Source organism: Roseibium algicola, assembly GCF_001999245.1.
Taxonomy (GTDB): domain Bacteria; phylum Pseudomonadota; class Alphaproteobacteria; order Rhizobiales; family Stappiaceae; genus Roseibium; species Roseibium algicola.
On the sequence record NZ_CP019630.1, the window covers coordinates 4,665,951 to 4,678,424 of the forward strand.

13 protein-coding genes are annotated in these 12,474 nt (G+C 59.9%); 5 read left to right on the forward strand and 8 right to left on the reverse strand.

Annotated elements, in window-relative coordinates:
- Window positions 1-81 precede the first annotated feature (81 nt).
- Window positions 82-696 (forward strand): MliC family protein, encoded by a 615-nt coding sequence (locus B0E33_RS21560; protein WP_077292391.1) that lies wholly within the window; start codon window positions 82-84, stop codon window positions 694-696.
- A gap of 74 nt (window positions 697-770) precedes the next feature.
- Here B0E33_RS21560 and B0E33_RS21565 read toward each other — a convergent pair whose 3' ends face one another.
- Window positions 771-1,787: a 1-aminocyclopropane-1-carboxylate deaminase gene (locus tag B0E33_RS21565; protein ID WP_023000576.1), complete on the reverse strand. Its 1,017-nt coding sequence runs from the start codon at window positions 1,785-1,787 to the stop codon at window positions 771-773.
- Window positions 1,788-1,944: 157 nt separating this feature from the next.
- Between B0E33_RS21565 and B0E33_RS21570 the strand changes: the two genes are divergently transcribed.
- From B0E33_RS21570 to B0E33_RS21580, 3 genes are all read left to right on the forward strand, one after another.
- Window positions 1,945-2,409 (forward strand): Lrp/AsnC family transcriptional regulator, encoded by a 465-nt coding sequence (locus B0E33_RS21570; RefSeq protein ID WP_075283526.1) that lies wholly within the window; start codon window positions 1,945-1,947, stop codon window positions 2,407-2,409.
- A 212-nt stretch (window positions 2,410-2,621) separates the two neighbouring features.
- A complete protein-coding gene (locus B0E33_RS21575) occupies window positions 2,622-3,836 on the forward strand; it encodes a GTP-binding protein (RefSeq protein ID WP_077292392.1) in 1,215 nt (404 codons plus the stop codon).
- The gene (locus B0E33_RS21580) at window positions 3,833-4,465 is read left to right on the forward strand and encodes a DUF1826 domain-containing protein (RefSeq protein WP_077292393.1); all 633 of its coding nucleotides are present in this window, start codon (window positions 3,833-3,835) and stop codon (window positions 4,463-4,465) included. The genes B0E33_RS21575 and B0E33_RS21580 overlap by 4 nt, the downstream gene beginning before the upstream one ends.
- 24 nt (window positions 4,466-4,489) lie before the next feature.
- On the opposite strand, the gene B0E33_RS21585 is transcribed toward B0E33_RS21580, so the two are convergent.
- The 6 genes from B0E33_RS21585 to B0E33_RS21610 all read right to left on the reverse strand — a co-directional run bounded on the left by B0E33_RS21585 (window position 4,490) and on the right by B0E33_RS21610 (window position 9,387).
- Entirely contained in the window at window positions 4,490-5,032 is a 543-nt protein-coding gene (locus B0E33_RS21585; RefSeq protein ID WP_167579582.1) for an NADPH-dependent FMN reductase, read from the reverse strand.
- 89 nt (window positions 5,033-5,121) lie between these two features.
- Window positions 5,122-5,745 (reverse strand): LysE family translocator, encoded by a 624-nt coding sequence (locus B0E33_RS21590; RefSeq protein ID WP_023000581.1) that lies wholly within the window; start codon window positions 5,743-5,745, stop codon window positions 5,122-5,124.
- Window positions 5,746-5,790: 45 nt separating this feature from the next.
- Window positions 5,791-6,375, reverse strand: a complete 585-nt coding sequence (locus tag B0E33_RS21595; protein ID WP_077292395.1) for an HD domain-containing protein — start codon at window positions 6,373-6,375, stop codon at window positions 5,791-5,793.
- Entirely contained in the window at window positions 6,375-7,124 is a 750-nt protein-coding gene (locus tag B0E33_RS21600) for a pyridoxine 5'-phosphate synthase (protein WP_077292396.1), read from the reverse strand. The genes B0E33_RS21595 and B0E33_RS21600 overlap by 1 nt, the downstream gene beginning before the upstream one ends.
- Before the next feature lie 102 nt (window positions 7,125-7,226).
- On the reverse strand, window positions 7,227-8,954 hold the full coding sequence (locus B0E33_RS21605) for a saccharopine dehydrogenase family protein (RefSeq protein ID WP_077292397.1): 1,728 nt from the start codon (window positions 8,952-8,954) through the stop codon (window positions 7,227-7,229).
- Window positions 8,947-9,387, reverse strand: coding sequence for a thiol-disulfide oxidoreductase DCC family protein (locus tag B0E33_RS21610; RefSeq protein ID WP_077292398.1), 441 nt, complete (start codon window positions 9,385-9,387; stop codon window positions 8,947-8,949). Before B0E33_RS21610 ends, B0E33_RS21605 begins: the two co-directional genes overlap by 8 nt.
- A 255-nt stretch (window positions 9,388-9,642) precedes the next feature.
- Between B0E33_RS21610 and B0E33_RS21615 the strand changes: the two genes are divergently transcribed.
- The gene (locus B0E33_RS21615) at window positions 9,643-10,902 is read left to right on the forward strand and encodes a GGDEF domain-containing protein (RefSeq protein WP_062488204.1); all 1,260 of its coding nucleotides are present in this window, start codon (window positions 9,643-9,645) and stop codon (window positions 10,900-10,902) included.
- An 85-nt stretch (window positions 10,903-10,987) separates the two neighbouring features.
- Here B0E33_RS21615 and serA read toward each other — a convergent pair whose 3' ends face one another.
- Window positions 10,988-12,232, reverse strand: a complete 1,245-nt coding sequence (gene serA, locus B0E33_RS21620) for a phosphoglycerate dehydrogenase (RefSeq protein WP_023000587.1) — start codon at window positions 12,230-12,232, stop codon at window positions 10,988-10,990.
- Between the last annotated feature and the right edge of the window lie 242 nt (window positions 12,233-12,474).

Here is a 12,474-nt window from a genome sequence, read left to right on the forward strand (position 1 = left end):
ATATCTGCCTGCGACCCAAATCTTGCCATCAACCTGAGATCCGTTAGATCTGTTGTTACAGGTCTTTCGGGAGGCATTCTCATGCGTGGTTTTGCAGTTGGTCTTGGGCTCGTTGTTGCCGGGTTCGCCTTTGTGCCGGCGGCTTGGGCAGCCGGCCCGGCCTTCGATTGTGCGAAGGCGGAAAGTTCGGCCGAAAAGCTGGTCTGTTCGAATGATGATCTGGGAACACTGGACCAGAAACTGGCAGATATCTATGAAGGCGCGGTTGGCGTCGTGAAGTCGCTTGATGCGGGCGCCGAAGAGGAACTCAATACGCTGAAGGCCTATCAACGCGGCTGGGTGAAAGGGCGCGACGAATGCTGGAAGAGTGACGACGAACTCTCCTGCGTCCGCTCGTCCTATGAACGCCGGATCGCGGAACTGACAGCGCGCTATCAACTGATCAAGGGACAGGCACCGGTCTTTTACACCTGCAACGAAAACCCGGCAGATGAGATCGTGGCGACCTTCTTCGATACCGAGCCACCGTCTGCACGGTTGGAGCGCGGTGACACGACGGAAATCGTCGTGCAGGGACCGAGCGGATCCGGCGCGCGTTACGAAGGCGATTTCGGCATTTTATTCTGGATAAAGGGAGACGAGGCCATGGTGGACTGGCCTCAGGGCACGTCTTTCGATTGCAAGGTGCGAAGCTGACAGGTCTTTGACCGCCTGTCAGACCGCAGAAAAAAGTCGGCCGTTGCGATAAGGCAGCGGCCGCCTGCTCATAATCAGCCGTCCTTGTAATAGTAGCTATAGCCATTGAGGGCGGGGGCACCGCCGAGGTGCGCATAGAGTACCTTCGATCCGGCGGGAATCTTGCCAAGCTTGACCAGGTCGATCATGCCTTGCATCGATTTGCCCTCGTAGACCGGATCGGTGATCATTGCCTCGGTCTTGGCGGCAAGCCGGATGGCGTCGTTTGTCTCTTCAGAGGGAACACCATAAGCCGGGTAGGCGTAGTCGGGATTGATCACGATCTCGTCGTCCCGGACCGCGCGGCCAAGTTCCACAAGGGAGGCCGTGTTGTCGACGATCTGGCGAACCTGCGCACGGGTCTGGTCAAGGGTGCCGGAGGCGTCGATGCCGATTACGCGATCCGCCCGGTTCTGGTCGGCGAAGCCCACGATCATTCCGGCCTGGGTGGAGCCGGTGACCACGCAGACGATGATGTAGTCGAAGGTAAAACCGAGCTCTTCTTCCTGCTGCTTCACTTCCTCGGCAAAGCGCACGTAACCAAGGCCGCCGTATTTGTGGACGGATGCCCCGGCAGGAATGCCGTAAGGCGTGCCACCCGCATCGCGCACGGACTGCATTGCGTCTTCCCAGCTCTGGCGAATGCCGATGTCGAAGCCGTCGTCGACCAGACGGGAATCCGCCCCCATCAGACGCGTCAGCAAAATGTTGCCAACCCGGTCGTAGACCGCATCGTAGTGCGGTACCCATTTTTCCTGCACCACAACGCATTTCATGCCGATCTTGGCGGCGGTGGCTGCAACCATGCGGGTGTGGTTGGACTGCACACCGCCGATGGAAACCAGCGTGTCTGCGCCGGAAGCGATCGCGTCGGGCACGATATATTCCAGTTTCCGCAGCTTGTTGCCGCCAAAGGCAAGGCCGGAGTTGCAGTCGTCCCGCTTTGCATAAATGTCCACCTTGCCGCCAAGCGCTTCGGAAAGCCGGGGTAGAGGTTCGATGGGCGTTGGGCCGAAGGTGAGGGGATAGCGTTCGAACTTGCTGAGGTTCATGGAGCACACCGGATTGATTGTTGACCCTTTGAGCCTTGCAGAAATATTCAGAAAGGTGCTTTCAAAGTTTGATGTATTTTTTCTGTCAATGAGAACTTGAAGCGGATATTGATTCATCAATCATCGAATTAAGGTCAAAAAACTGAAAGATTCTTCCATGGCTGGTGAGCTCGACCGGATTGACCGCAAAATTCTCAAGCTGCTGCAAGAAGATGGCCGCCTCAGCAACGCCGAACTTGCCGGTCTTGTAAATGTCAGCCCGGCGACCTGTCACAGGCGGACGCAGCGGCTGTTCGACGAGGGTTTCATTCAGGGCGTGCGCGCGCATATCGATCCGCAAAAGGTCGACAGATCTGCCCTTGTGATCGTGGGTGTGGTGCTGGACCGGTCGACCCCGCAAAGTTTTGCCGAGTTTGAAGAAGTGGTTCGCAAGGCGGACTTTGTTCTCGATTGCCACCTGGTGGCGGGCGACTTCGATTACTTCCTGAAGATCCGCACACGGGACATGGCGGACTTCAACAAGCTGCACGGCGAAAAGCTGATTGCGTTGCCGGGTGTGCGGCAGACCCGCACGTTTTTTGTCATGAAGGAAGTGACGGACAACGCGCCGCTGCCTTTCTGAAACAGTTCGGGTTCCCTGGCCGGCCGGTCGCCGGCCTCGCAGACCGGACGACTGATGAGCGCCCCGGATCTGCTGCCTGAAATTCCCTTCCATTGTTCTGCCGTCAGTGAGCCTCGATCGCCCTGGTTTAAAAAACGGTTGCCTTGGTCGCCGGCAATAAAGTACAGATTTGATATGTAATAACATAACATATCAAACTTGCTGGAGGCCTTATGTCCGATCGACGCCTGCCTGTAACCGTGCTGTCCGGGTTTCTTGGAGCGGGAAAAACCACCTTGCTCGATCGCATCCTCAACAACCGTTCCGGATTGAAGGTGGCTGTAATCGTCAACGACATGTCGGAGGTGAATATCGACGCAGACCTGGTGCGGGCAGGCGGTGCGGAGCTGAGCAAGACCGAGGAAACCGTTGTCGAGATGTCCAACGGCTGCATCTGCTGCACCTTGCGCGACGATCTGCTGAACGAGGTTCGCCGCCTGGCTGGCGAAGGGCGGTTCGACTACCTGCTTATTGAATCAACGGGGATATCCGAACCGTTGCCGGTGGCAGCGACTTTCGAATTCCGAGACGAAGCCGGCGACAGCCTCGCCGATGTGGCAAGGCTCGACACGATGGTGACGGTGGTCGATGCGGTCAATCTGCTGAAGGATTACTCCAGCCATGATTTCCTGAGCGATCGGGGAGAGACGCTGGGCGAGGAGGACGAACGCACGCTGGTGCATCTCCTGACGGACCAGATAGAGTTTGCCGATGTGGTGGTTCTCAACAAGGTGGGTGCCGCGTCGGCCGGACAGGTGGATGCTGCCCGCAAGATCATCCGCAGTCTCAACGCGGATGCGAAGATTATCGAGACCGACTACTCGGAAGTCTCGCCTTCCGACATCCTGAACACGGGGCTCTTCAATTTTGAAAAGGCTCATGAACACCCGATGTGGGCCAAGGAGCTTTACGGCTTTGCTGACCACATTCCCGAAACCGAGGAATATGGTGTTGCCTCCTACGTCTACCGGGCACGGCGGCCATTCGATCCGGAAAAGATCCATGAGCTGCTCAATGGGCAGTTACCGGGCGTGATCCGCGCCAAGGGCCATTTCTGGATCGGCAGCCGGCCGCAATGGGTGATCGAGTTCTCGCTGGCCGGGGCGCTCTCCAGCATCAGTCCGCTTGGCACCTGGTGGGCGTCGGTGCCGAAGGAGCGTTGGCCGGATGACGACCGCGCCCGGGCCTATGCGAAGTCGCTCTGGGTCGAACCGTTTGGCGACCGGCGGCAGGAAATTGTCTTCATCGGTGCGGGCATCGACTGGCCGCTTCTGAAAAGCCGGCTCGACGCGTGCCTGATCGGCGAAAACGCGGGTGACGAACTTTCGGCCTTTGCGCAACTGCCGGATCCCTTTCCAGCCTTCCGCCATGCGGACCGCGCAGCATGACAGCGCTGGAACCGAAGGCGGACGCCCTTTCGAACGGGCCTGCCGCACGGGATGTGATTATCGGCCGGGATCCGGACATTCTCGCCGACATTCGCGATCCGGGCATCGCCGCCGCTATCTGGCGTCGAACGCCGGATCCCGAATTTCAGAGGTGGGTGAATGCCTTGCCGAAAGACAACCTGCCGGAACTGCGCACGGTGGTGCCTGTGCATCTGGCAGAGGCGGCTGTCCGGGCGGCTTGCGAGAGCCATGGACTTCCTGCGTGTCGGGAGAGGGACATACTGGCAAGTGATGTCGGGGCACTTGCCCTGATGCTGGCAAAGACGCTGACAGTGCGTCTGCTGCGATTGCGGCTGGATGTTTTGGAAGACGTCATGTGTCCGAAGTTCCACCTGGACAATGTTCGCGCCCGGTTGTTGTGCACCTATCGCGGGCCGGGCACGGAATATGTTCCGGAAAATGTGGCCGAGGAGCCTGGCCGCATCCGTCAGGTGCCGCCTGGGGGCGTTGCCGTTTTTCGCGGCCGTCAATGGTCTTGCGGCGAAAGAACCGCTCTCTTGCACCGGTCTCCGGCCGCAACTCCGGCAGGTGGCCCGCGGCTTCTTCTGGTGATCGATCCGGCAGACTAGGCGGGCTGCATTTCCGAAGGGGCCTCAGTCACACTCTCGGCTTAACCAGGTTTGATATCGGTCGAGGTGTCGCGTGACGATCGCGGCAAGGGAGGCATCCGTACAGATCATCTCAGGGGTGATGGCATTGCTGGTGAGGCCAAGCGAAAATCCGGCTTCACTGACGATTTCGGCGGACATGGTCCGGAGGATCTCTTCCAGCTGAACCGGGGCAAAGGCGTGGCGGGAGGTGACGTGGGCAAGCGCGACCGGCTTGCCCGGAAACTTCTGACAACCAACCATCCAGTCGAGAGTGTTTTTGAAGCTGCCGGGCAGTGCATGCATGTATTCCGGCACGGCGAACAGCAGCCCGTCGGCGCGCGCAACCTGTTCGCGCAGGTCGATGACGATCTCCGGCAGGTGGTCGGTAATATCCAGATCCGGCACGAAATGCGGCAGATCGCCGATGCGGTCATAGCGGTTGAGAACGAGCCCGTCGGGCGCCAGTCGTTCTGCTGCGCTCAGCAGGGCCAGATTGGACGATGCGGCACGAAGACTGCCGCAAAATGTAAGGATCCTGAAGGGCAAGGGACTGGTCCGGTTGAAGGAGGCTAGGGGCGAGCCTATCGGATTCGCCCCGTATCGTGATCCCCCAACGACCGACCAGTTTGTGCCTTTTACCGGCTGGCAGCGGCCAGTGCTGCACCAAAGCCGACAAAGAGCGTGCCTGTGATCCGGCGTACCCACAGCATGCGCTTTGCAGACGTCAGGAAGCGGCGCATGTGGCCACCTGCGTAGGCAATTGCGGCATGGTTGGCGAAACACAATGCGGCGTAGGTGAAGGACAGCACAGAGATCTCCGTGAGATCGATGCCGTCGGCGCGCATGAATTGCGGGAACAGCGCGGTGATGACCAGAATGGCCTTCGGATTGGTGACGGAAACGAGCAGCGCTTCCAGGAACAGCTTTCTGGGGCTTTTGCGGGCAATCAGGACACCATCTTCCACGTGAAAGGCAGACTTGTCGCGCCAGATCTTGAGGCCGATGAATATGAGATAGGCGGCACCAATGACCTTCAGCACCGTGAAAGCCACGGCGGAGGCTGCCATCAGGGCGCCGAAGCCGAGGGCGACCGCGTATCCCAGGATTACCAGTCCCGTGGCATTGCCTGCCGCGGAAGCGAGGGTCGCGTTACGGCCGAACCGGAGCGTGTTGGAAATGGCCAGCATGACTGCGGGGCCGGGACTGACGGCAGGCAGGAGCGAGACGGCAATAAAAACGAGCCAAAGATCTATCGGCATTTCGGTTCTCGAGCAAAGGCTGCGGGGTGCAGCCGGAAGGATGTTTCAGGGCAGCAGCCGGCCGTCGCGTACGGCCTTGTTCAGCAGGTCCTGGGCAAAATCCCAAAGACCCGGGAAGGGAGACAGGCGGGATTCCTTCGTCAGCTTCAACGCTTCGGCGGAAATGGGTTCATGGGTCGGATCGTCCAGGCCGGATGCAAAGACCAGCACCATCGGATGCAGCGCGTCCATCGCATTGGCGAATTTCGCCTCCGGTGTTTCGTTGGCTTCGAACTCCAGCCAAAGAGCCTTGAAATCCAGGCCTTGCGATGAGGGAAGCAGGGCGAACAGTCGGCTTGCGGCTGCCTGTTCCAGATCCTTGATGCCGGCCCGATTGTCGTCTGTGACCCAGTGGTCGCCTGCGTCGATCTCGACCAGGTCGTGAACGGCGAGCAGCTTGACGACGTGGTTGATGTCGGTGCCGGCAGGGGCGTGCTCGGCAAGCGTCAGCGTCTGCAGGATCACGTGCCAGCAGTGCTCGGCCGTGGTCTCGCGCCGGGCGCCGCCCGTGAGCTGGTTCAGCCGGACGACTTCCTTCAGCTTGTCGGTTTCCAGAAGAAACGCGACCTGCTTCTCCAAAGTGTCGTTCATCAGATCTCGCCCATGGCCCGGCGGAAGCGGGCAACGCTTTCGGCAAAGCCATGGATCAGCGCATCGGCAGTAAAGCCGTGGCCGATCGACATTTCCCGAATGAAGGGCGCGCGCGCCATCAGGGCAGGTATGTTTTCGACGGTCAGATCATGTCCGGCATTGACGCCGAGCCCGCAGGCCTGGGCGGCTTCCGCCGTGGCGACAATCATGTCGAGTTCCTTTTCGGCGCGTGCCGGGTCGTCGTAGCAGGCACCATAAGGGCCGGTGTAGATCTCGATACGTTCCGCCCCGAGCCTGGCAGCGTGTTCGGGGGCAACCGGGTCCGGATCGCAGAAGAGCGAGACTGTAACCGCCCACTCCTTGGCGGCGGCAATCGCCGTTTCCAGCGCGCCGGTGTCTTTCGAAAAGTCCCAGCCATGGTCCGAGGTGGACTGCTGCGGGTCGTCCGGCACGAACAGGACCTGTTCGGGGCGGGCTTCCTCCACCAGCTTCATGAAATCGGGGGCCGGATAGCCTTCCAGGCACAGTTCCTTGTTCGGGAACCGGTCCTCGATCAGCTCGGACAGCTCGAACACGTCCGTCTTGCGGATATGGCGTTCGTCCGGACGAGGATGCACGGTGATGCCCTTGGCGCCGGCTTCCATCGCGATGGCCGCAAGGCCAGTCACGCTCGGCCAGGGCAGATCCCGGCGATTTCGCAACATGGCGATGGCGTTGACATTGACGGAAAGGCGCGAAACGGCAGGCATGATTGATAGTCCGGTGAAAACGGTTCTGATCTGGCTTTAAGAGACTGGGTCAGGTTCGCAAGATTGTGTCAAAAGCCGTTGAAGTCAAACGAGGAATTGTCACTAGAGACAATGTTTTTCAGTGTTGGTCGTTGTCGGATTTCCCGTGAGATTGTGTTGGAGGGGCTTCAGCCACCCTTGATATCGCACGAGCCGCCCGAGACCAGGCAGGGAGATCTCGACGTCGAAGCGGAAGATGCCATCCGGTGCCGTCTCGGCTGTTTCGCTGATCGGCAACAACCAGCGCGGCAAGGGAATGCCAAACAGCTTGCCACTGCGAACGGGATAGGCGAGCGCATCGCCTTTCAGGTTCAGGTGAATGTTGAACGTTGTTGGTCCGAAGCGCTCCTGAACCACGCCGGACCCCGGTGCACCTGACAGGCTGAGCACGGAGCGGAAAGTCTTGCCGCCGAAATTGCGCTGCCAGATTTCCTTGTCGCCCTGCCGCTTGATGGTCACGTTCACCGGAGTGGCATCTGCTTCGGGCGGAAAGCCGACGATACGGCACAGCAACTGGCCGAGCCGCGAGGTGCCGCGCGTGACCTTTGCCTCACCGATCCATTGCCGGCGGTCAAACACTGTGTGAAGGGAGCGGATCCTTTCCGGCAAAGCTTTGAAGGTGCTGCTGCCGAGTGCCTGCTGGAACAAGACCGGTGCCGCCTGCTTTGCAGAGAAGGTGCGAACGTTCAGATGAGCGGTGGCCTCCTCGACATCTGCCAGTTTGAATTCACCAAGGCTTGGCCGCGCTCCGGCTGGAACAACACCTTCGACAAGGTGCTTGCACAAGATAGCGCCCGGGACTGCCGGGATATGCGGCCCGTCGCCAGCTTCCGCAATCAGAGACCAGCTGGCGGCCAAGGGCTGGCCGTCCTTGCCAAGCCCGGCAAGCCGGACTTCCATGCCGCCGCGGTCGGACCCGAACCGTTCGAACCAGCCCGCGACAGTACGAAGGAGTGGAGCGGCAGCTTGTAGTGACCTGACAAGGCGAAGTCGCACCAGCCAGGAGAGAGCCCAGAGGCCCAGATGAAGGAGGGAGAGTTCAAGTCCCGCCCGGAACAGCACCGTTCGGGCGTTGTAGACCTTGGGAAAGAGTGTCAGATCCGGCGCGCCGATGAAACTCGACCAGCGCTTTGAAAGGCCGCTGCTGCCTTCCGGGCCGATCCGGCGCCGGGAGAGACCGGACCAGCCGATGACTTTTGTCCATCCGCCATCGCGGTAGACGGAAACGGGCTTGCCGGACTGGGTCAGGATCGCTTCGATGACGGAGAGGCCACGAGGTGCACGATTGCCCGGCAGGATAGTGCTTTCGATCAGGTCGACTTCTGAGAACTCATGCCGAAGAGCTTCGACGGCAACCGAAGAGAGGGCCGGTACGCTGGAAACGCCTGAAAGCACGGTCAGTCCACTCAAGCGTGCTTGCTCGTCGAGCACAGTAATACCGCTGGTGAACCCGGCATCGTCGGAAAGATCCAGATAATGGCTCCCGGCGGCAAGGGCGGCTTCCGCAACAGCGTAGGGGGATTGCCGGTAGGCCTGAAACGGTCCGGCGGCGTCGACGGTGACGAAGGGGCGAAGGGCGAGAAGGGCAGCAGCGAAATCAGGTGCCGTACGATCCAGAACGGCGGTAGTGCCACCATGCCGGCGACAGAAGTCTTCAGCCTTTTGCTGGCTGCGGCCTGCGACGATGACGTCCAGATGCTCGTGCCTCAGCAGCGCCTCGGCCAGCTTTCCGCCGAAAACGCCATAGCCACCGAGAACGACGATCCGCTTCTTTCGGGAAAGTTCAGTCAAGGAGCCGTTCCTTCAGGGCCGCCGACGGCAGGGGACAGGTTCGTCTGCCGAGCCGATAGCGGTTTTGGGCAATCCTGTCATAAGTCCAGTCCGCGAGCCTGCGCGGCAGAAGATCCAGTACCGTGAGCGCCTTCCAGGGCCAGCCGAGACTTTTCATGGCTGCGGTGAAGGACGCCATTTGGGTGTAGGCCCGGCCGCGGCAGATAACGATGTTGGTTTCCATCTTCTGCGGGTCGAGCCCGTGGTGCCGGTAGAGTGCCTGACCGATGTCCGAGTGGGCGTCGACAAAGCGAAAGCCTGCTGTCCGGTCGTGCCTGGCTACGAACCGGGCAAAGCCGGAGCACAGAACGCAAATGCCATCAAAGACGATCAGGTTGTCGGGAAGATGTGCAAGGGCAGGCGGGGCCGGTTTGACGTTGCGTCTGGTATCCATCGTCTTGGGGCTTTCGCGGGCAATGACAGGTTTCCGCCTCTCATGTAGGGTTGCAACGCAGGGTTCGGCGAGCCCGCACAAGGTCGCAGTACAGTATTACGACTAGGTTTTCAGGTTCCGCCGTTTCCTCTAAGACTGGCCGCAAGGGGCCCGATTCTTAAGCTTGTTCCGGACTGAAACCGATTTCGGTGTCGATCCGAACGAGAATCAATGCATACATCGAGGTCTCGGATCGAGAAAACTACCAGGTAATCCATGGCCATCTCCAACGCGCTCCTCCTCTTGGCCCAGGCAGCCGTTTATTTCATCGTCATGATGAGCCTTCTGCGGGCTCGTCAGGTGATCGGTATCGGCGTCTTCATGTGCGCGCTTGGTGTGATGCATTTCCTGGAAACATATCTTGCAAGCGTCTTTTACATCGAGTTGCCGTTCGGCATCGTCTCCCCCGGGTCGACAGTGCTCTTTTCCGGCAAGCTTCTGATGATCCTGCTGCTTTACATCCGCGAGGATGCGCTGATCGTCCGCCAGCCGATCTACGGCCTGTTGATCGGCAACTTCCTGATCGTCGCGCTGGTGATGATCCTGCGGAACCACGATACCATCTCGGTCACGGACGGCCGCAATCCGGATTTCGCCTTTATCGACGAAATGGGACTGCTGATGGTCTGGGGCACCATCTTGCTGTTTGTCGACGCGATCGCGATCATCGTGCTTTATGAGCGGATCGGCAATTGGGTCGGGCGGCACCTGGGCCTGCGTTTCCTGATCTGCGGCGCGGCGGTGCTGACTTTCGACCAGGCCGGGTTCTTCCTGGCGCTGCATTATGTTTCCGGTGCGCCCTGGCATGTGTTTGTCGGCGGCTGGGCGGCCAAGATGGTGGCGACGCTGGTCTATACGGCGCTGTTCATCCTCTACCTGAAGTATTTCGACAACGAGAGCAGCTGGCTCACCAATAGGTCCTTCAAGGACGTGTTTCAGGTGCTGACCTACCGCGAGCGCTATCACAAGCTTCTGGAAGCTTCCATTCGCGATCACCTGACCGGCACGCTACACCGCAGCCAGTACGACCAGAATGCGCCCAAGATCCTTGCCAAGAACCTGCAGGAAAACCGGCCCCTGTCCCTGCTTGTGATCGACATCGATCACTTCAAGCAGGTGAACGACCGGCATGGCCACCAGGCCGGGGACGAGATCCTGAAGATGGTTGCCCGGCTTCTGGCCGACAATCTGCGTTCCGACGATCACCTCTACAGGGTGGGCGGCGAAGAGTTCGTGCTTCTGTGCGAGAAACTGTCGGTGGAAGGCGCGACCTCCATGGCCGAGCGGCTGCGCAAGGCGATCGAGCGCTTCAGCAAGATCTATCTTCCGGAAAAGGTAACGGTCAGCATCGGTCTGGCCAGTGCGCCGCAGGACGGCGAGACCATGGAGGCCCTGTTCAGGCAGGCGGACCTTCGTCTTTATGAAGCCAAGAAACAGGGACGCAACCGGGTCTTCAGCCCGGTCACGGTGGATTAGACCAATCTGGTAAGCCAAAGCATTTGAAAAAGAAAAAGCCCTGGAAATGTTCCAGGGCTTTTGTCGTTTCTGAAGGCCGGGACGATCAGACCCGGTTGAGCAGCCTTGCCCGGATGGTGTTGGGCAGGGTGCGGATCTCTTCCAGAATGCTGACCGGATCTTCCACCGGGCTGTCGACATCCAGAACAACGTAGCCGATGTCCAGATGGGACTGCATGTACTGGGCACAGATGTTGAGGTTGTGCCGGGTGAAGAGGTCGTTCAGCGTGCGCATGGCTCCGGGAGCATTGTGGTGCACCTGGATGAAACGCGTGGCCGACGTGCCCTTGGGCAGTTGAACCTGCGGGAACGAGACGGCGCCGATGGTGGACCCGACATCGGAGTATTCCACCAGTCGCTTGGAGACTTCCTCGCCGATCCGGTCCTGGGCCTCTTCCGTCGAACCACCCACGTGCGGGGTCAGGATGACGTTGTCGAGGCCGCGCAGCGGCGACAGGAATTCGTCCTTGTTGGACTTCGGCTCGACCGGGAAGACGTCGATGGCAGCGCCTGCCAGGTGACCGGACTTCAGCGCGGCGGCCAGAGCGTCGATATCGACAACCTTGCCGCGGGCGTTGTTGATCAGGAACGCGCCCTTCTTCATCTTCGAAATCTGGTCAGCACCGAACATGTCGCGCGTTTCCGGCGTATCGGGAACATGCAGGGACACGACATCGGATTCAGCCAGCAGGCCATCGAGGCTTTCGGACGGCATCACGTTGCCGTGCTGCAGCTTGTCGACGAGATCGAAGTAGATCACCCGCAAGCCCATGGCCTCGGCCAGGTTCGACAACTGCGTGCCGATATTGCCGTAGCCGACGATACCGAGTGTCTTGCCGCGAACTTCGTGGGAACCGGCAGCGCTTTTCATCCAGCGGCCTTCGTGGGCCGCGGTGGATTTCGGGAAGACGCCACGCATCAGCATGACGATTTCGGCAACGGTGAGTTCGGCCACGGATCTCGTGTTGGAGAAGGGGGCATTGAACACCGGGATGCCGCGCGTAAGCGCGCCCTTGAGGTCGACCTGGTTGGTGCCGACGGAGAAGCAGCCGACGGCAACAAGGCTCTTGGCCGCTTCCAGAACCTCTTCGGTGACCTGGGTACGGGAGCGGATGCCGAGCATCTGGACGCCCTGCAGCTTGTCGATCAACGCGTCCTTTTCCAGGGCTCCGGACAAGACTTCAACATTTGTATAACCGTGTTTTTCAAGAACCGCGCGCGCGGTCGGCGAAATGCCTTCCAGCAGCAGCCAGCGGATCTGGTTTTTCGGCCGGGAGAGACCGTGAATCATGGCGAAATGCCTTTTGGTCTGATTGGTTTGAATCGCGCCGGATCGGCGCTAACAGCGCGCGTGTCGTATACGCGCTCGTTCACGTCGCGTCTAGGGCGCCATTTTGATGGAACGCAAGCCGACACCGCGCGTTTTGTCATCCCGGTGTTTGTGAAAGCGGTTGCTGACGGACGCCAGCCTGTGCCAATAAGCGGCGGGGGCGCGTTTCGGCCGGATCTCCAACCGGCTGCTTGAATAATATC